This is a genomic window from Pseudomonas atacamensis, from assembly GCF_017167965.1.
Lineage (GTDB): Bacteria > Pseudomonadota > Gammaproteobacteria > Pseudomonadales > Pseudomonadaceae > Aquipseudomonas > Aquipseudomonas atacamensis.
Genome location: NZ_CP070503.1, coordinates 386,695 through 405,659 on the forward strand (window position 1 = coordinate 386,695; position 18,965 = coordinate 405,659).

At 61.2% G+C, this 18,965-nt stretch carries 18 protein-coding genes; 6 read left to right on the forward strand and 12 right to left on the reverse strand.

What is annotated here, in order from left to right; genetic code table 11:
* Positions 1-58: 58 nt before the first annotated feature.
* The 5 genes from JWU58_RS01770 to JWU58_RS01790 all read right to left on the reverse strand — a co-directional run bounded on the left by JWU58_RS01770 (position 59) and on the right by JWU58_RS01790 (position 4,828).
* Entirely contained in the window at positions 59-805 is a 747-nt protein-coding gene (locus tag JWU58_RS01770; RefSeq protein ID WP_016772609.1) for a hypothetical protein, read from the reverse strand.
* Positions 806-808: 3 nt separating this feature from the next.
* Complete coding sequence (lpoB, locus tag JWU58_RS01775; RefSeq protein ID WP_016772610.1) at positions 809-1,396, reverse strand: penicillin-binding protein activator LpoB; 588 nt, start codon at positions 1,394-1,396, stop codon at positions 809-811.
* A 36-nt stretch (positions 1,397-1,432) separates the two neighbouring features.
* Positions 1,433-1,804 (reverse strand): YcfL family putative periplasmic lipoprotein, encoded by a 372-nt coding sequence (locus JWU58_RS01780; RefSeq protein ID WP_016772611.1) that lies wholly within the window; start codon positions 1,802-1,804, stop codon positions 1,433-1,435.
* A gap of 16 nt (positions 1,805-1,820) precedes the next feature.
* Entirely contained in the window at positions 1,821-3,215 is a 1,395-nt protein-coding gene (locus tag JWU58_RS01785; RefSeq protein ID WP_016772612.1) for a COG3014 family protein, read from the reverse strand.
* Positions 3,216-3,421: 206 nt separating this feature from the next.
* Positions 3,422-4,828 (reverse strand): COG3014 family protein, encoded by a 1,407-nt coding sequence (locus tag JWU58_RS01790; protein ID WP_206421400.1) that lies wholly within the window; start codon positions 4,826-4,828, stop codon positions 3,422-3,424.
* Positions 4,829-5,079: 251 nt separating this feature from the next.
* Here JWU58_RS01790 and JWU58_RS01795 point away from each other — a divergent pair, with 251 nt between their 5' ends.
* Entirely contained in the window at positions 5,080-6,978 is a 1,899-nt protein-coding gene (locus JWU58_RS01795) for an FTR1 family protein (RefSeq protein ID WP_206421401.1), read from the forward strand.
* A gap of 102 nt (positions 6,979-7,080) precedes the next feature.
* Positions 7,081-7,536 carry a YaiI/YqxD family protein gene (locus tag JWU58_RS01800; protein WP_186569443.1) on the forward strand — a complete coding sequence of 152 codons (456 nt, stop codon included), beginning with the start codon at positions 7,081-7,083 and terminating at the stop codon, positions 7,534-7,536.
* A gap of 104 nt (positions 7,537-7,640) precedes the next feature.
* Here the strand turns inward: JWU58_RS01800 and elbB are convergent, their stop codons facing one another.
* Positions 7,641-8,309 carry an isoprenoid biosynthesis glyoxalase ElbB gene (gene elbB, locus JWU58_RS01805; RefSeq protein WP_016772616.1) on the reverse strand — a complete coding sequence of 223 codons (669 nt, stop codon included), beginning with the start codon at positions 8,307-8,309 and terminating at the stop codon, positions 7,641-7,643.
* Positions 8,310-8,476: 167 nt separating this feature from the next.
* Positions 8,477-9,136 carry a DedA family protein gene (locus JWU58_RS01810; RefSeq protein WP_206421402.1) on the reverse strand — a complete coding sequence of 220 codons (660 nt, stop codon included), beginning with the start codon at positions 9,134-9,136 and terminating at the stop codon, positions 8,477-8,479.
* 207 nt (positions 9,137-9,343) lie between these two features.
* Between JWU58_RS01810 and hemB the strand changes: the two genes are divergently transcribed.
* Positions 9,344-10,357 carry a porphobilinogen synthase gene (gene hemB / locus JWU58_RS01815; RefSeq protein ID WP_206421403.1) on the forward strand — a complete coding sequence of 338 codons (1,014 nt, stop codon included), beginning with the start codon at positions 9,344-9,346 and terminating at the stop codon, positions 10,355-10,357.
* Positions 10,358-10,375: 18 nt separating this feature from the next.
* Positions 10,376-12,601 (forward strand): polyphosphate kinase 1, encoded by a 2,226-nt coding sequence (gene ppk1 / locus JWU58_RS01820; protein WP_016772619.1) that lies wholly within the window; start codon positions 10,376-10,378, stop codon positions 12,599-12,601.
* A gap of 170 nt (positions 12,602-12,771) precedes the next feature.
* Here ppk1 and ppx read toward each other — a convergent pair whose 3' ends face one another.
* The 5 genes from ppx to JWU58_RS01845 form a co-directional block, all read right to left on the reverse strand.
* Positions 12,772-14,274, reverse strand: a complete 1,503-nt coding sequence (gene ppx / locus JWU58_RS01825) for an exopolyphosphatase (RefSeq protein ID WP_101161519.1) — start codon at positions 14,272-14,274, stop codon at positions 12,772-12,774.
* 198 nt (positions 14,275-14,472) lie between these two features.
* Positions 14,473-15,210: an amino acid ABC transporter ATP-binding protein gene (locus JWU58_RS01830; RefSeq protein ID WP_007911148.1), complete on the reverse strand. Its 738-nt coding sequence runs from the start codon at positions 15,208-15,210 to the stop codon at positions 14,473-14,475.
* Positions 15,197-15,847, reverse strand: a complete 651-nt coding sequence (locus JWU58_RS01835) for an amino acid ABC transporter permease (protein ID WP_016772621.1) — start codon at positions 15,845-15,847, stop codon at positions 15,197-15,199. Before JWU58_RS01835 ends, JWU58_RS01830 begins: the two co-directional genes overlap by 14 nt.
* Positions 15,844-16,512, reverse strand: a complete 669-nt coding sequence (locus tag JWU58_RS01840) for an amino acid ABC transporter permease (protein WP_016772622.1) — start codon at positions 16,510-16,512, stop codon at positions 15,844-15,846. The genes JWU58_RS01835 and JWU58_RS01840 overlap by 4 nt, the downstream gene beginning before the upstream one ends.
* Positions 16,513-16,533: 21 nt before the next feature.
* Entirely contained in the window at positions 16,534-17,319 is a 786-nt protein-coding gene (locus tag JWU58_RS01845) for a transporter substrate-binding domain-containing protein (protein WP_076564506.1), read from the reverse strand.
* Positions 17,320-17,575: 256 nt separating this feature from the next.
* On the opposite strand from JWU58_RS01845, the gene JWU58_RS01850 reads away from it, so the two are divergent.
* Together JWU58_RS01850 and trxA are read left to right on the forward strand one after the other, a co-directional pair.
* Positions 17,576-18,280 carry a FadR/GntR family transcriptional regulator gene (locus JWU58_RS01850; RefSeq protein ID WP_064364764.1) on the forward strand — a complete coding sequence of 235 codons (705 nt, stop codon included), beginning with the start codon at positions 17,576-17,578 and terminating at the stop codon, positions 18,278-18,280.
* Positions 18,281-18,400: 120 nt separating this feature from the next.
* A complete protein-coding gene (gene trxA / locus JWU58_RS01855) occupies positions 18,401-18,730 on the forward strand; it encodes a thioredoxin TrxA (RefSeq protein WP_003206727.1) in 330 nt (109 codons plus the stop codon).
* The last annotated feature ends 235 nt before the right edge of the window (positions 18,731-18,965 follow it).

Below are 18,965 nucleotides of genomic sequence, written 5' to 3' on the forward strand. Positions count from 1 at the left end.
CAACGGGGATAAATCCCTCGCCACAGAGCCCTTCGCCACAAAAGTCCTCAGATCCGGCTCAGCGTAAAATCACCGGCGCCGTATCACGCGGCAGATTGTTGCGCTGCGGCGCTTCACGCGGCTGCTCATAACCGTCACCGCCACCGAGCTGCATGCTCAGTTGCCCGGCCACGTCCTCGCCCAACGCCTTCGACACCTCACGCACCACCCGCGGACGGTTCAGCGAGATCTTGATGTCGCGATGGTTCACCAGTTTGGTGTCCTGCGCTTCGCCCATCGCCGTGAAGGCCGAGGTGATCTCGTAGGTCTTGGTGTTGATCAGGCTGAAATCCGCCACCAGCGTCAGGCCCAGCACCGCCGAGTAGCTGTCGGTGTGCGCCAGCTCGTTGATGTCCTGGGTGAAGTCGATGTCGGACACAGTGCCGAACAGCACATAGTCGGCACCCTTGAAGTTGCCGGCCTTGATGCGCTTGATCACGTCATACACATCGCCTTTGGATGAGGCGGTATACGGCGTGCCCTGCACCAGCTGGAACATGCCGGTACGCAGGATTTCACCCTTGATGTCGCCGGTGAATTTGCGCAACTCGCCCTGTTCGATGTAGCTGGTGGTCGCTTCGATCTCGTTGTAGCTCGAAGAACCGCTGGCGCTGTAGTAACTCTCGCGGTGATTGCTCTGCGCCGAAACGATGTGGATGTATTGCTCCACGCGCTCCTGATACGCCAGATCCGTCACCGCCACTTTCGGGGCCGCCTGCGCGCTGAACGCGCAAGCCAGGGCCATCATGCCAATCCATGTGCGCATCGATCAACGCTCCGTGGTTTTGCGGATCTCTTTTTCGTCCATCCACTCGGCCAGACCGCTTTCGACGTCGATCAACTGCAGGCTGAATTTGTAGAAGACGTCCTTGTAGTCGCTGCTGCGCTTGACGATCGAGCTGATCGAGCCTTCGATGCGGTACTTGGCGGCAACCATGTTGCCGGTCTTGGCCACGGTGCTTTTCTTGTACAGGCCGCTCTGGTTTTGCAGCTTGAGCTGGTCAACCTGGCTCTGCATCGCATTGTTGTCGCTGGCGAAGCGCGCAACACCGGTCTTCATCAACTGAGTCTTGATGCTGGTGGTGATTTCGCGGGTGTCGATGTACTCGCTGGTCTTGTTCTTCACATCGTAGACCTGAACTACCGGACGACCCTGCAGGATGCCGGACTGGGCCAGCGAGCGGGTCATCGACTCGGCGATCATTTGCAAGTCGGTCGAACCGAATTCGTTGGTCACGGTTTCAACCGCTTTGGTGTCGCCGTAGCTGATGTTCTTGCTGCCCAGGGTCGGCGAGGTGTTGGCGCAACCGGAGGCGAGCAGGGCGATGACGGCGATGCAGGAAAAGCGTGCAAACATGAGAAAGCTCTCTCAATCAGAAATAGGGTGGCGGGCTTAAGGCGTCTTGATTTCCAGACGGAAATCCACGGCTTTCGGGGTCGGCGCGATGGCCTGAATGAAGCTGGTCTGGGCGCCGTACATCATCTGGCTTTTCCACACTTCTTCTTCGGCAACCGGGAAACCTTCGGCACCAAGCCAGGCGAAGCGGTAGTAGAAAATCTTGTTGCTGTTGAGGGTATTGCTCAACTGCACGTTGACGGTCATGAAGCCGTTTTCACGAGCCACGCGCATGGCGCCGACGACGATGTGTTTCTGCGGGCCCATGGCCACGACTTTGCTCGCGGCGCTGCCCGGCTCCGGCGGTGGCGGGGTGGCGCAGCCTGCCAGCAAGGCGAGGGCGGCGACGGCGATGATCTTCAAGCGCATTGCAAAGACTCCGTTCTTAAGGTTGTTTGAGGCTGGCGACGTTGGTCGCGGCAGCGCTCGGCATTACGTGAGCAGCGATGCCGCCAGCGAATACCTGGTTGCCCACGGCACGCAGGCTGATCACTTGGTAGCGCTGGTCGACAGTGACCTTGACCACCGAGCCGCCGACGGCGCTCGGCAGGGTAACCTGATGCTCACCTTTTTTCAGGCGCAGACGCACCACTTGGGTGTTGTCCGGCAGGGTGCGCCATGTACGGGTATCGGCACCTTCGAGCACCGCTGAAGAAATCCCCACGGCGAGACCGGCCAGCGGGTTGGTTTCGTTGATCTGCTTTTGCGCCACGCCTTTGGTGATTGCGCGCACGGTGGTGCGCACGATGATCCCCGGCATGTCATCGCGCAGAGCGCGGCGGGACATGGCGGTGGTGCTGTTCAGCGCGGTCAGGTCGACTTGCTTGCCGTCGACACCGATCTGCGCAAACGGCGCGGTGGAGGTGTCCGGTTTGATGATCGGGAACGACAGCGGAGTGATCACCACGTTGTTGGAAATCGGCAGCGGCAGCGGCACGCGAATCGAGTCGCGGGCCGGGGCCAGACCGCTCTGCACGACGATGAGAATGTCGCTGTCATCGGATTTGGAAGGCTTGTCGAGATTGACCAGCGCCTGCTCGAGCAGCGGCGTGTTCGGACGCAGTTCGGCAGCCTTGCGATAACCCGGCGCGGCCAGATCCTTCTCGCCCAGGGCTTCGTAAACGAAACCGGCCAGGTAATGGCTGAACGCACTCTGGTAGCTGTTCTTCAGGCCGACCACTTCCGGCGCGTCGAGGCTGGCCACCGGATAACCCTGCAGATCCTTGTACTGGGTCTTGATGCCTTCTTTCTCGGCCTCTTCTTCGCTCTTGAGGTATTCCTTGTCGCGCAGATCGGCGATCACTGCTTCGCGTTCGTGGGTCTTTTTGATCGCCGTGCGGGCGCCATCGAAATCGTTGACCGCCAACAGGTTCAGGGCCATCTGCGTGGTCAGCATGACTTTTTCGTAGTCATAGCCTTCGTAGCGACGCACCTTGTCGTTGACGATGAAGCTGCCGAACTGTGCCAGGTACTTGGCCGAGTCGAGCTTGACCGCGTCTTCCCACTGACCGACCACCTGATCGGCACTGCCCCAGGCGTTCTGGCTGCCCGACAGGTCGCCCTTGGCGCGCAGCAGTTCACCTTTCTCGAAGTAATAGAGCAGGTCTTTGTCGGTGCCGGTGTTGTTCTTTTCCAGCAGGGTCAGCGCGGCGTCGACGTTGCCGGATGCCAGTTGCTGATTGGTCTGGGCCAGTTCGGAATCGTAGTTGCGAAACGCTGCGCAGCCGGACAACAGCGTGACAGCGCTGAGCGCGAGCAGCATGGGAGCGCGGAATGCCATGGGTACTTCTTCCCTGAGTAACAAAACTTGCAGCCGCGTGTGCTGGTCGGGCTGGTGTGACCTATCGACGGCGGCGCTGGCCTCCTGCCAATTCCTCATGCGTGAGGAGCTTTTGATGCCGGCTCGTTGGGCGAGGGCGCGGCATTATAAACGTGGGGTGATGGCTATGTAATAGCTTTTTGGGTGCATTTTCAGATGCGGTGCCATCACTTCTCCGCAGAAGCGGGTTTATCCGACCCGGGTTTTTGATTCGGTACAAAGGCTGATCCGACGGTATAGACCTGATCCCGGAATACCCGCAGGTGCAGAATCTGGCGGTCCTGGTCGACGCGCATTTCAAAAGGGTGGTCGATGGACGCAGGCGCAAAACGGAAGGTATGCAGGCCTTTCTTCAAGCGCAGGCGGGCGACCAGCGTCTTGTCCGGCAACGCTCGCCATGTGCGGGTGTCGGCTTCTTCGAACGGATCATGCTGAGTGACGACCAACGAGGCTTTAGCCGGGTTGCGCTCGTTTTCCTGCGCTTGACCGATGGCGGCCATGTTGGCGCGGAACATCGCCCGCGAGATGATTTGCGGCATGTCGTCGCGCAGTGTGCGCATGGACATGTCAGTCACGCTGTTGATCACTACCAACGGCTGTTTGCGACCGTCTACGGTGATATGGCTGAAGTTGGGCATGACCGCGTCCGGCACCATCACCGGGAATGAAATGGGCGCAATGATGACCAGCGTTTCGTTCAGACGAACCGGGATCGGCACTTGCACTGAGCTGCGAGCCGGGGCCAGGCCACTCTGGATAATCAGCAACACATCGCTTTCATCGGCGTTCGCTGGCGGTTTGTCGAGATTGCGCAGGGCCTTTTGCAGCAAGGGCATGTCCGGCCGCAGTTCGATCGCCTGACGATAACCGGCCGCCGCGAGGGCGCGTTCGCCGAGGGCTTCATAGGTGAATCCGGCCAGATAGTGGCTGAACGCACTCTGATAGCCGTTTTTCAGCTCAACGACCTGCGGCGCATCAAGCAAGGCGACCGGGTAGCCTTCCAGTTCTTTGTAATGGGGAATCTTGCCCTGAGCTTTTGCCTGTTCCTCGGCCGCTTCGTATTGCTTTTCACGCTGGCGGGCGATCAATGCTTCGCGTTCGTGGGTTTTCCTGATGTCTGCGCGGGCGCCGGCAAAGTCATTGACGGATAGCTGGTTCAAGGCCATTTGCGTAGTCAACATGACCTTTTCGTAATCGTAGCCTTCATAGCGCCGCAGCTTGTCGTTGACCAGCATCGTGCCCATTTCATCACCGAAACGCGCCAGTAATTTCATCGCGCCGGACGGGTTGGCTTCCTCGCGCTGGAAGATCATCCGGTCGGCATTGCGCCAGGCGTCCTGGCTGTCGGGCAGGGCACTGCCAGCGCTGAGGATCGCGCCTTTTTCCAGGTAATACAGCAGATCCTTGTCTTCCCACGGGTTGTTCATTTCCACCAGTGCCAGAGCCCCGGTCAGATTGCCCCGGGTCATTTGCTCGGTGGTCTGCTGCATTTCAAGATCGTAGTTGCGATAGGCGGCACAACCGCTCAACTGAACAGCAACGCAAAGCAGCAAAACGAACGGAAGACTCCGCATTGAGGTTGATTCCTTGCGCGCAAATGCTCTGGGGCGGGCAGTATAAAGTGGATGATGGCAAATGGCTGCGATCTTGATCGAACCTGTCGAGGCTCAATCGGCAGCGGGCAGTGCGGCAATACTCGGCGACAAACGCTGATGCCGTCTGCCGGGTATTTCCTGCCAATCAAAGCGAAACGCCGACAAAGCTTGAGAGAAATGTCTTCGAAGTGAACAATATGTAACTTCGCATTTCCATTTGAGATTCGTTCATGACTGCCTCGTCCCGATTGCTGGCCTGGCTGCTGTTCCCGTTATTGTCCCTGAGCAGCCTGCCGCTGCTGGCCGATACCGTGGAAGGCGCGCCGCAAGCGTTGCACCTGCTCGATTACATCAGTGCCGATTACCCGCCAACGGTCGCGGCAGGCAAAGTCATCGACGATGGCGAATACCGCGAGCAGCTGGAATTCACCCGGGTTCTGCAAGGCTTGATCACTGCATTACCGGCCAAACCGGAAAAAGCCGCGCTGGAACAGGGCGTCGAATCTTTGCACGCCGCCATCACTGCGAAGCAGGACGGCGCTGATGTCGCCCGTCAGGCCCGACAGCTGGGGGCGAAACTGGCGGTGGCTTATGAAGTCAGTCAGGCACCGATCATCACCCCGGACCCGACACGCGGCGCGCCGTTGTATGCGCAGAACTGCTCGGTGTGCCACGGCGACACTGGCGCTGGCGACGGCCCGGCCGGCCTAGGTCTGACTCCCGCGCCAGCCAACCTGCGCGACGCTGCGCGCATGGATCACCTGAGCCTGTACGCGATCTACAGCACCCTTGGCCAAGGTGTCGAAGGCACCGACATGCCGGCGTTTGCCGATCAGCTCGATGATCGCCAGCGCTGGGATCTGGCCACCTACATCGCTGGCTTCAGTGCCGATGCGGCGGCCGCCAAGTCCGACAAGGTCTACAACATCGCCGACCTGGCCCGGCAGACCCCGGCCGAGGTGCAGGCTGCCGAGGGCGCAGAGGTCGCGGCAACGTTCCGGGCTCAGCGCGCGCAACCACCGCAGGTCAAACGCGGGCCGGCACAGTTGCTTGATTACACCGCCGCCACGCTGGACAAGAGCCTCGCGGCCTACCGCGCCGGGGAACATGATCAGGCCTATGACCTGTCGGTAGCGGCGTATCTGGAAGGCTTCGAACTGGTCGAAAGCTCGCTGGACAACGTCGATGCCAACGTGCGCAAGGACACCGAAAAATCGCTGATGGCTTACCGGCAGTCGCTGCAGGACGGTCTGCCGGTCGAACAGGCCGAGCAGCGTCTGGATGCGGCCAAGGCCAAGCTCAAGGAATCCGCCGGCCTGCTGGGCAGTGACGGCCTGAGCTGGTCGCTGAGCTACATCTCCGGCCTGCTGATTCTGCTGCGCGAAGGCCTGGAAGCGATTCTGGTGCTGGCGGCGATCCTCGCCTTCTTGCGCAACACCGGTCAGCAATCGGCCGTTCGCAGTGTCAACGTTGGCTGGGGCCTGGCCTTGCTGGCGGGCTTGGGCACCTGGGCGCTGGCGGCGTATGTGATCGACGTCAGCGGTTCGCAGCGTGAGTTGCTGGAAGGCGCCACCGCGCTGTTTGCCAGCGTCATGGTGTTGTGGCTCGGCGTGTGGATGCATGACCGCCGTCACGCGGCGGCCTGGCAGGATTACATCAAGAGCAGCCTGGTCGGCGGCGGTGGTCGTTTCGGTTTTGCGATCCTGGCGTTCTTCTCGGTCTATCGCGAGTTGTTTGAAGTGATCCTGTTCTACGAAACCCTGTGGCTGCAGGCCGGGCCTGCCGGGCACAACGCCGTGCTGGCTGGCGGTGCGACGGCGCTGGTGCTGCTGGTCGGTCTGGCGTGGGTGATTCTGCGCGGCTCGGCGAAACTGCCGCTGACGCTGTTCTTCAGCATCAACGCCGCGCTGTTGTGCGCGTTGTCGGTGGTGTTTGCCGGGCATGGCGTCAAGGCCTTGCAGGAAGCCGGGATCTTCGGCACACGGCCGGTGGCGTTCTTTGAATTCGACTGGCTGGGAATCCATGCCGATGCCTATTCGCTGACCGCGCAGGTGGTGGCGATTGTGGCGATTGCTGTGCTGTATGGGCGCAGTTGGGTGGCGGAGAAACGTCGGGTTTCGGCTGCATAAAGGCATTCGCTGCGCTCATATTCGCGAGCAGGCTCGCTCCCACAGGTTCGGTATGTATCCTGTGGGAGCGAGCCTGCTCGCGAATTTTTTGGAGGCAAGAACATGCGTGTATGGATCGATGCCGACGCCTGTCCGCGGGCGGCGAAGGATCTGGTGGTGAAGTTCGCGTTAAAGCGCCAGTTCGAAGTGGTGCTGGTGGCCGGGCAGCCGCAGGTCAAGCCGGGGCTGGCCATCGTCAAATTGATTGTGGTGCCGAGCGGGCCGGATGCGGCGGATGATTATCTGGTCGAGCATGCGGTGCCGGGCGAGTTGGTGATCTGCAGCGATATTCCGCTGGCCGATCGGCTGGTGAAGAAGGGCGTGGCGGCGCTGGATCCGCGCGGCAAGGAGTTCGATGCGCAGAACATGGGTGAGCGTCTGGCGGTGCGGAATCTGTTCACCGATCTCAGGGAGCAGGGCCAGATGAGCGGCGGCCCGGCACCCTTTGGCGAGCGTGAGAAGCAGGCGTTTGCCAATGCGCTGGACCGGATTCTGACCCGGCTCACCCGCAAGCCCTGAAAAGATCGCAGCCTGCGGCAGCTCCTACCGGGGCGGTGTATGCCGCAATATCACGGCGCGACACGGAACCTGTAGGAGCTGCCGAAGGCTGCGATCTTTTGATTTCAAGCGTCGTTTTCGTGAGTCAGTTCGAGCACGCGGTCGACCAGTTTGTTGATCCCCGAAGCCGCTTCACTGATGGTCTGCGCCAGCATGTACGCCGGGGTGGTGACCAGTTTGCGCGCCTTGTCTTCGACGATTTCGGTGACGGCGCACTCTTCGTGGGTGGCGCCCATCTTGTTCATCGCCGCAGCGGTGTCGGCGTCGTTGCCGATGGTGCAGGTCACGCCCGGGCCATAGATTTTCGCCGCCAGCGCCGGGGAGATGCAGATCAGCCCGACCGGTTTGCCCGCTTCGGCAAATGCTTCGGCCAGGGCCAGCACTTCGGGTTGCACGGTGCAGCCGGCGCCTTCGATGGCGAAGTTCGACAGGTTCTTCGCCGCGCCGAAACCGCCGGGCACGATCAGCGCATCGAAGTCTTCGACGTCGGCGTCGCGGATATCCTTGACGTTGCCCCGGGCAATGCGCGCCGATTCCACCAGCACGTTGCGCGATTCCGGCATTTCTTCGCCGGTCAGGTGGTTGATCACATGCAATTGCGCGATGTTCGGCGCGAAGCACTGCACCTGTGCGCCGCGCTGGTCGAGGCGCAGCAGGGTGATGACACTTTCCTGGATTTCGGCGCCGTCGTACACGCCACTGCCGGACAGGATCACTGCAACTTTTTTGCTCATGGGCTTCTCTCCAGATTCATGGCGCTCAATGTCCCTCAAATCGTCGCGCGTGGCCATAGGGGCATGGCTGACGCGCGCGGGGGCAGAGCGCTCTCTCAATGGATCGCAACGGCGGCGGGGTGTTCATTATTTGCCTGGGCTGCGCATGGCAGTCGCCAGCGAATGGCTTATTCGGCTGGCGTTTTCGGCCCGGCAGGAGGGGGCGTTTCGGCCAATCGCAACTGCTCTGCCTCGGCGGCCTTGGCGAGCAGCTCGTCCTGATAGATTTTCTTCGCCAGTTGCGCATTCTTGAAGCGGCGCCGCAGCCACAGGCCCAAGCCGAGGATCAGCAAGGCGCCGAGCACCCACAGCTCGTACTTCTTGATGCTGCCGAGCATGCCTTCCAGCACTGCGCCGAAGTGGTAAGCCGCCGCAGCCAGGGCGGTGGCCCAGATCGCCGCGCCGATGCCGTTGAGCAGCAAGTAACGTCCCGGTGGATAACCGGACAGGCCGATCGCCACCGGCATCACCGTGCGCAGGCCATAAACGAAGCGGAAGCTCAGGACCCAGATGTCCGGATGTTTGCGGATGTGCTCCAGCGCACGGTCGCCCATCATCTGCCAGCGCGGCTTGCGCGCGAGCAATTTGCGCCCGTGCTTGCGCCCCAGGAAGTACCACAGCTGATCACCGGCATAACTGCCGAAGAACGCCACGACTACCACCAGGTTGATGTCCATGTATCCACGGAACGCAAGGAAGCCTGCGAGCACCAGAATGGTTTCGCCTTCGAAGAACGTGCCGAGAAACAAGGCAAAGTAGCCAAAGTCGTGCAGAAATTGTTGGAGCATTGTCTGGGTGCTGGCGAAATGAACGCGCAGCCTAACCCTTCGGGCACATTCATGAAAGTGTCCAAATGTGTCTCGACGTGAACATTTCCTACATCGACAATGGATTGCGGCTACCTGTCACAGAGCACACATAACTGTCATCTGTTAGTCATAATGGCCGTCTATAACTGTCACGCTCGCCCGTTTGCCCGGGCTCAGGAGTCTGCCGTGAGCTTTACCCCCGCCAATCGTCTGTTCCCTGCCACTCGTCTGCGCCGCAATCGTCGTGATGATTTTTCGCGGCGCCTGGTGCGTGAAAACGTATTGACGGTCGATGACCTGATCCTGCCGGTGTTCGTGCTCGACGGTGAAAACCGCCGCGAAGCCGTGGCCTCGATGCCGGGCGTCGAGCGACTGACCATTGATCTGCTGCTTGAAGAAGCGGCGAAATGGGTCGAGCTGGGCATTCCGGCGCTGGCGCTGTTCCCGGTCACCCCGCCTGAGCTGAAATCCCTCGATGCCGTCGAAGCCTGGAACCCTGAAGGCATCGCCCAGCGCGCCACTCGCGCCCTGCGCGAGCGTTTCCCGGAGCTGGGCGTGATCACTGACGTCGCGCTGGACCCGTTCACCACCCACGGTCAGGACGGCATTCTCGACGAAGACGGCTACGTGCAGAACGACATCACTGTCGATGCGCTGGTGCGTCAGGCGCTGTCCCACGCCGACGCCGGCGCGCAGGTGGTGGCGCCGTCGGACATGATGGACGGCCGCATCCAGGCGATTCGTGAGGCGCTGGAAATTGCCGGCCACGTCAACGTGCGCATCATGGCCTACTCGGCCAAGTATGCCAGCGCCTACTACGGGCCTTTCCGCGATGCCGTGGGTTCGGCGTCGAACCTCGGCAAGGCCAACAAGGCTTCTTATCAGATGGACCCGGCCAACAGTGACGAAGCGCTGCACGAAGTCGGTGCCGACTTGTCCGAAGGTGCGGACATGGTCATGGTCAAGCCGGGCATGCCCTACCTGGACATTCTTTTTCGCGTCAAAGATGCCTTCAAGGTGCCGACCTTCGTCTATCAGGTCAGTGGCGAATACGCCATGCACATGGCCGCTATCCAGAATGGCTGGTTGAGCGAAGCGGTGATCCTCGAGTCACTGACCGCCTTTAAACGTGCCGGTGCAGATGGCATCCTGACTTACTTTGCCGTTCGTGCCGCTCAATTGTTACGAGAGCAGAAATAGCCCTCCCAGGAACATTCCATGAATACCGAAGGACTCACTGAAGTTGCCGTAAAAGAAGCTCAGCCGGTGGTCGAGCAAATCACCGAAACCCCGCCGGAACTGGAGCCTGCGCCACCCGCGCCGGTTGCCGAAACCGCTGTGGCGGTACCGGCGATCGCCATTCCCGGCCTGGATGACAGCAGCCTGTACATCCACCGCGAGCTTTCGCAATTGCAGTTCAACATCCGCGTGCTGGAACAGGCGCTGGACGAGTCCTACCCGTTGCTGGAGCGTCTGAAGTTCCTGCTGATCTTCTCCAGCAACCTCGACGAATTCTTCGAGATCCGCGTCGCCGGGCTGAAAAAGCAGATCACTTTTGCCCGCGAACAGGCCGGCGCTGACGGCTTGCAGCCGCATCAGGCGCTGGCGCGGATCAGCGAACTGGTTCACGGTCACGTTGACCGCCAGTACGCGATCCTCAACGACATCCTCCTGCCGGAGCTGGAAAAGCATCAGGTGCGCTTCATCCGTCGGCGCAACTGGACGACCAAGCTCAAGACCTGGGTCCGGCGCTATTTCCGCGACGAGATCGCGCCGATCATCACCCCGATCGGCCTCGACCCGACGCACCCGTTCCCGCTGCTGGTGAACAAGAGTCTGAACTTCATCGTCGAGCTCGAAGGCATCGACGCCTTCGGGCGCGACTCCGGTCTGGCGATCATTCCGGCACCGCGTCTGCTGCCTCGGATCATCAAGGTGCCGGAAGAAGTCGGCGGCGCCGGCGACAACTATGTGTTCCTGTCGTCGATGATCCACGCCCACGCCGATGACCTGTTCCAGGGCATGAAGGTAAAAGGCTGCTACCAGTTCCGTCTGACCCGAAATGCCGACCTGGCGCTCGATTCCGAAGACGTCGAAGACCTGGCCCGCGCTCTGCGTGGCGAGTTGTTCTCGCGGCGCTACGGTGACGCGGTGCGTCTGGAAGTCGCCGACACTTGCCCGAAACACCTCTCGGACTATCTGCTCAAGCAGTTCAACCTGAGCGAGACCGAGCTGTATCAGGTCAACGGCCCGGTCAACCTGACGCGCCTGTTCAGCATCACCGGTCTGGACAGCCATCCGGAGCTGCAATACACGCCGTTCACCCCGCAGATCCCGAAACTGCTGCAAAACAGCGAAAACATCTTCAGTGTGGTCAGCAAGCAGGACATCCTCCTGCTGCACCCGTTCGAGTCGTTCACCCCGGTGGTCGACCTGCTGCGTCAGGCCGCGAAAGACCCGCATGTGTTGGCCGTACGGCAAACGCTTTACCGCTCCGGCGCCAACTCCGAGATCGTCGATGCGCTGGTCGACGCCGCGCGTAACGGCAAGGAAGTCACCGCGGTGATCGAGCTGCGTGCGCGCTTTGACGAGGAATCCAACCTGCAACTGGCCAGCCGTCTGCAAGCGGCCGGTGCGGTGGTGATCTACGGCGTGGTCGGCTTCAAGACCCACGCCAAGATGATGCTGATCCTGCGCCGTGAGGCTGGCGAGATCGTCCGTTATGCGCATCTCGGTACCGGCAACTACCACGCCGGTAATGCCAAGCTCTACACCGACTATAGCCTGCTGACCTCCGACGACGCTTTGTGCGAAGACGTCGGCAAACTGTTCAGCCAGTTGATCGGCATGGGCAAGACGCTGCGCATGAAAAAGCTGCTGCATGCGCCGTTCACCCTGAAGAAGGGCATGCTCGACATGATTGCCCGCGAAACCCAGTTCGCCCTCGAAGGCAAACCAGCGCACATCATCGCCAAGTTCAACTCGCTGACCGATCCGAAGATCATCCGCGCGCTGTACAAGGCCAGCCAGTCCGGCGTGCGCATCGATCTGGTGGTGCGCGGCATGTGCTGCCTGCGTCCGGGCATCGCCGGGGTCTCGCACAACATTCATGTGCGCTCGATCATCGGCCGCTTCCTCGAGCACACGCGGGTGTTCTACTTCCTCAACGGCGGCGACGAGCAGATGTTCCTTTCCAGCGCCGACTGGATGGAGCGCAACCTCGACAAGCGCGTCGAGACCTGCTTCCCGGTGGAAGGCAAGAAGCTGCTGACCCGCGTCAAGAAGGAGCTGGAGCTGTACCTGACCGACAACACCCACAGCTGGAGCCTGCAGTCGGACGGCCGCTACATTCGCAACACGCCAACCGGCAACCAGAACCCGCGCAGTGCGCAGGCGACGTTGCTGGAGCGGTTGGGCAGCCCGATCTTGCCGGTGAGCAGCTGACCTTCAGCCCAATAAAAAGGCGATCCCTCGGGATCGCCTTTTTTGTTCCTACACTGATTCCGACCTGTGGCGAGGGGATTTATCCCCGTTGAGCGCGAAGCGACCCCTTGAGTCAAAATCGGGCCTGCTGCGCAGGCCAGCGGGGATAAATCCCCTCGCCACAATCAGTGTCAATGCACCGTGAGAACAATCCCCACCCGCGTCAACCAGTCCGCCTCAAGCCCGAAATCCGCCTGGGTCAGCTGATTTTCATCCAGCCAGTTCTCCGGGAATTCCACATCGAGATGGTCGCCATTGGCATGCAGCACCACCTGCGGCATCGCCTGGGTTCCGCGAATGTGATGGAACAGAATGGCGAACCGCAGCAGCACGCACAGGCGAATCAGCTTGATGCCGTCATCGCCGAATTCGGCGAACTTGTCCTTGGGAATATTGCGCCGGTGCCCGCGCACCAATAGCGCGAGCATCTGCTGATCCTCGCGGGAGAAGCCGGCCAGATCGGAGTGCTCGATCAGGTAGGCCCCGTGCTTGTGGTAGTGATAGTGAGCGATGTCGAGGCCGACTTCGTGGACTTTCGCGGCCCAGCCGAGCAGTTCGCGCCAGATGCCGTCATCCAGCTCCCAGTCGACGGCGACCTGATCGAACGCGTGCAGGGCCTTGCGCTCGACCCGCGCCGCCTGTTCCAGATCGACGTGATAGCGCTCCATCAGCGAGGTCAGGGTGCGTTCGCGCACGTCTTCGTGATGATGGCGGCCGAGCAGGTCGTAGAGCACGCCTTCACGCAGCGCGCCTTCACAATGATCCATGCGTTGCAGTTCGAGGGCGTCGAAGATCGCTTCGAGAATCGCCAGGCCCGCCGGGAAGATCGCGCGGCGGTCAGGCTTGATGCCTTCGAAATCGATCTTGTCGGCGTCGCCGAGCTTGAACAGTTTGCGCTTGAGCCACGCCAAGCCTTCGGCGTTGACCTCGCCGCTGCCGTGGCCGCCAGCCTTCAGGGCCAGGCCGATGGCGCGAATCGTACCGGAGGAGCCGATGGCTTCATCCCAGGTCAGGCGATGCAGGGCGTGCTCGATGCTCATGATTTCCAGGCGCGCCGCCGTGTAAGCCTGGGCGTAGCGGGCCGGAGTGATCTTGCCGTCCTTGAAATAGCGCTGGGTGAAACTCACGCAGCCCATTTGCAGGCTTTCGCGCAGCAACGGCTCGAAGCGCTGGCCGATGATGAATTCAGTACTGCCGCCGCCGATGTCGGCGACCAAACGTTTGCCTGGGGTATCGGCGAGCGTGTGCGAAACGCCGAGATAGATCAGGCGCGCTTCTTCACGGCCGGAGATGACTTCTACCGTGTGGCCGAGGATTTCTTCGGCGCGGCGGATGAATTCGCCACGATTGCGCGCTTCACGCAGGGCGTTGGTGCCGACGATGCGCACGGCGCCGAGCGGCATACCGTTGATCAGTTGGGCAAAGCGCTTGAGGCAATCGAGGCCGCGCTGCATCGATTCTTCGTTGAGCTGGCGCGCGTCATCGATGCCGGCGGCCAGTTGCACCTTCTCGCCGAGGCGTTCGAGAATGCGGATTTCGCCGTTCTGGGCCTTGGCCACGACCATGTGAAAGCTGTTGGAGCCCAGGTCGATTGCGGCGATCAGGGACAGATTCTTGGCTTGGGATTGCGGCATGGTCAGGGGGTCTCGGTCGATAACCCCGACATCGTGCCACGATCAAACGCTGGCGCCAACGCGCATGGTTCAAACCTGATCGTTCCTGCGCTCTGCGTGGGAATGCAGCCCGGGACGCTCCGCGTCCCAAAAGCGGACGCAGAGCGTCCGGTGAGGCATTCCGACGCGGAGCGTGGGAATGATCAGGATGAGGCTGCTTCAGGCTGTCGCCTCCACCGTGCCAATAAAGTTCGCCAGCTCCGCCGTCTGCGGATTGGCAAACAATACCTTCGGATCGCCCACCTCGTGCACCTTGCCATGGTGCATGAAGACCAATTTATCGCCGACTTCCCGGGCAAAGCGCATCTCATGCGTGACCATGATCAGCGTCATGCCTTCCTTGGCCAGTTGCCGAACCACGCTGAGCACTTCATTGACCAACTCAGGGTCGAGCGCCGAGGTGATCTCATCGCACAGCAGCACTTTCGGCGACATCGCCAAAGCCCGGGCAATCGCCACCCGCTGTTGCTGCCCGCCGGACAGGCGATCCGGAAAGGCATCGAATTTCTCCCCGAGCCCGACTCGCTCGAGCATTTCCCGCGCCAGTTCGGCAGCCTTGGCCTTGGGTACTTTTTGCACCACTTGCGGCGCGAGCATGACGTTCTCCCCGACGGTCAGGTGCGGGAACAGGTTGAACTGCTGGAAGACCATGCCGACCTTCTGTCGCAAGCTGCGCAGATCAGCGCGGGCGGCGTCGAGGTATTCGCCGTCGACTTCGATCACGCCGTCGTTGATCGACTCCAGACCGTTGAGTGTGCGCAACAGAGTCGATTTGCCCGAGCCGCTGCGGCCGATGATCGCCACGACCTGGCCTTCCTCGACGCTGAGGTCGATGCCTTTGAGTACGTGGTGATCGCCATAGTATTTATGCAGGGCGGAAATTCTAAGCAGAGGCATGCAGTCTCCTTTCCAGGTAGCGCGCACTGAGGGACAAGGGGTAGCAGAGCAGGAAGTAGCCGAGGGCGACGAGGCCGTAGACCATGAACGGTTCGAACGTGGCGTTGGCGAGCATGCCGCCGGTCTTGGTCAGTTCGGTGAAGCCGATGATCGAGGTCACCGCTGTGCCTTTGACCACTTGCACCGAGAAGCCTACGGTCGGCGCCACGGCGATGCGCAGCGCTTGCGGCAGAATCACGTAGCGCAGCTGCTCCAGCGGATTGAGCGCCAGGCTCGACGAAGCTTCCCACTGACCGTGGGGAATGGCCTCGACGCAGCCGCGCCAGATCTCTGCCAGATAGGCGCTGGTAAACAGCGTCAACGCTATGGCTGCGGCCATCCACGGTGAGATCTCGATCCCGGCCAGCGCCACACCGAAGAACACCAGAAACAGCTGCATCAGCAGCGGCGTGCCCTGAAACAGCTCGATCCAGGTGCGGGCGATGCTGCTGGGCAGTGTGTTCTTGGAGATGCGCATCACCAGAATCAGCAGGCCGACGAGGCCGCCGCCGATGAATGCCACCAGCGACAGCGCCAGCGTCCATTGGAGGCCGGTGAGCAGGTTGCGCAGGATGTCCCAGAAAGTGAAATCGCTCATTGGCTGCTCCTCGCAATGAACCGCCGGCCGAACCAGTTGAGCAATTGGCGGATCAGCAGCGCCATGCACAGGTAGATCAGGGTGGTCAGCGCGTAGGTTTCAAAGGCGCGGAAGTTGCGTGACTGAATGAAGTTGGCGGCGAAGCTCAATTCTTCCGTGGCGATCTGCGAACACACCGCCGAACCGAGCATGACAATGATGATCTGGCTGCTCAGCGCCGGCCAGACCTTGCCCAGCGCCGGCAGCAGGACGACGTGGCGGAACGCTTCGAAGCGGGTCATCGCCAGTGCCGCAGCCGCTTCCAGTTGCCCGCGCGGAATCGCCTGGATGCCGGCGCGGATGATTTCGGTCGAATAGGCGCCAAGGTTGATCACCATCGCCAGCACCGCCGCCTGCCACTCGGAGATCTGCATGCCGAGCGACGGCAGGCCGAAGAAGATGAAGAACAGTTGCACCAGAAACGGCGTGTTGCGGATCAACTCGACGTAGACGCCGAAGATCGCCGAGAACGGGCGAATCTGCCACGCCCGCACCAGCGCCCCGACAATGCCCACGCCGACCCCGAGCAGCGCGCCGATGGCGGTCAGCTCAAGGGTGAACAGCGCGCCGCGCAGCAGCAGGTCGGTGTTTTCCACCACCGGCAAAAAATCGAACTGATAAGCCATGAAGGTCTCCCGCGCAGTCGATCAGAGATCGGCCGGCAGCGGCTCTTTCAGCCAGGTCTGCGAGTTCTTTTCCAGTGCGCCGTCAGCCTTGGCGGTGTTGAGGATGTCGTTGACCTTGGTCAGCAGCGCCGCTTCGTTCTTGTTCACGCCCACATAGACCGGGGAATCCTTGAGCTTCACCTTCAGCGCCGGTACGCGCTTGGGGTTCTTCTCGCTGATGGCCACCATCACCACGTTGCCGCTGGCGATCAGATCGACCTGGCCTGCCAGATAAGCGGCGATGGTCGAGTTGTTGTCTTCGAAACGTTTGATGGTCACGCCTTCGGGGGCGACTTTGCTCAGCTCGATGTCTTCAATGGCGCCACGGGTGACGCTGATGGTCTTGCCCTTGAGGTCGTCGAGGCTGGTGATCGCAGCGTCTGGCGGGCCGAACACGGCGAGGTAGAACGGCGCATAGGCGCGGGAGAAGTCGATGACCTTCTCGCGCTCGGCGTTTTTGCCGAGGCTGGAAATCACCAGATCGACTTTGCCCGTGGTGAGGAACGGGATGCGGTTGGTGCTGTTGACCGGGGTCAGTTCGAGTTTGACCTTGAGTTGGTCAGCGAGCAGTTTCGCCGTGTCGATATCCAGGCCGCGCGGCTTCATGTCCGGGCCGACCGAGCCGAACGGCGGGAAGTCCTGGGGCACGGCGACTTTGAGCGTGCCGCGTTTGACCACGTCGTCCAGACCGTCGGCGTGAGCGGGGGCCTGGCACAGCAGCAGGCCGGCAAACAGGGAAGCGAGGAGGGCGCTGTAACGCTGGGTCATGGACAATCTCCGGATCGGCGGGAAGTGGTTGCTGCGATCGGACAGAGCATGGGCCGTGCCAACAGGCGGATTTCGCCCCGGCAGGCCGCAGTAGCAGCGGCTTCGTTCGGTCTTACTGGTCTGAACAGTCAACTCGGTTTTCGCACTGCGATGGCGCATCCGCTGCACGCGCCGAACTCCGCTGGGGCACGACTTGCCGGACTCGACGAATAGCTTTACAACTAGCCGCACCTTGGCCCTGACGCGTCCGCACATCATGAATTCGATCTCCCGCGCCGTACCCGAAGTGGCGCTGCAAGCGATCCGCAAACTGATCACCGAACAGGGCTTCGGCGCTGGTGATGCGTTGCCGTCGCAACGGGATCTGGCGCTGCAACTGGGCGTCAGCCGGGCATCGTTGCGTGAAGCGCTGTCGTCGCTCAGTGCACTGGGCGTGGTCAGCATCCAGCCGGGCAAAGGCGTGTTCGTGCAGTCGCCGGTCGAATTGTCGCGCGGCGAAGCGCCGGGCTGGCCGTTCGCGGCGCAGGCATCGCCGCTGGACATCTTCCAGTTACGTTACGCGCTGGAGGGCTTTGCCGCCGGGCTCGCCGCGACAACCTTGAGTACATTTGATCTGGATGCGCTGGAAGACAACGTCGCGGCGATGCGCGAGCAATTGCGCGGCGGCGACTTCGAAGCAGCGGCGAAACTCGACTTCGAATTCCACCGGCGCATCCTCCTCGCCAGCGGCAATCAGGCGATGCTGAGCATCCTCACCGCCAGCGCCGAGATTTTCCTCGAGAGCCAGAAACTGCCGTTCATCCGCGCCGAACGCGCCATGGAAACCTGGCAGGAACACCGCAAGATCCTCCGTGCCCTGGCCCGCCGTGCGTCGGGAGCAGCGCAAAAAGCCATGCAGGAACATGTACGCAACGCCGCCCTGCGTACCGGAATCGCCTTCATCGCTCCCGCCACGGCGTGACTTGAGCTATACCCAAACTCATCAAGGGCCATAGCAACACTCAATCATCTGCGGCTTCCTGAACAAGGGAAGGGCGGCTATGATGGGCCACGTTTTTTTGCTTACAACCTGGAGAATTCCATGAGCAGCGATCTGATCAAACACGTTAGCGACGCTAGCTTCGAAGCCGACGTACTCAAGGCCGAAGGCGCTGTCCTGGTCGACTACTGGGCTGAATGGTGCGGCCCTTGCAAAATGATCGCACCGGTTCTGGACGAGATTGCCGAGACTTACAAAGGCAAGCTGACCGTCGCCAAACTGAACATCGACGAAAACCAGGAAACCCCGGCCAAGCATGGCGTGCGTGGTATCCCGACGCTGATGCTATTCAAGAACGGCAACGTTGAAGCGACCAAGGTCGGCGCACTGTCGAAGTCGCAGCTGGCGGCGTTCCTCGACGCCAACATCTGAGCGTCGCAGTAAAAAGCTGAAAAAAAGCCCCGCAAATCGCGGGGCTTTTTGCGTATTCAGGGCTAGACGCTCCGAAACTCAGGTGGTACATTCGGCCCCGCACTGGTTTCTCCAATGCCCCCTGCTAGCCGTCGCCGACGCACTCCTTTTCGAATTAGTTCGCGATCCTGTCGCCTTCTCCGCGGCGCGGCCTCATTAAGCCAAAAGCTTAATTTCCCCCCCCCTCCATAAATGA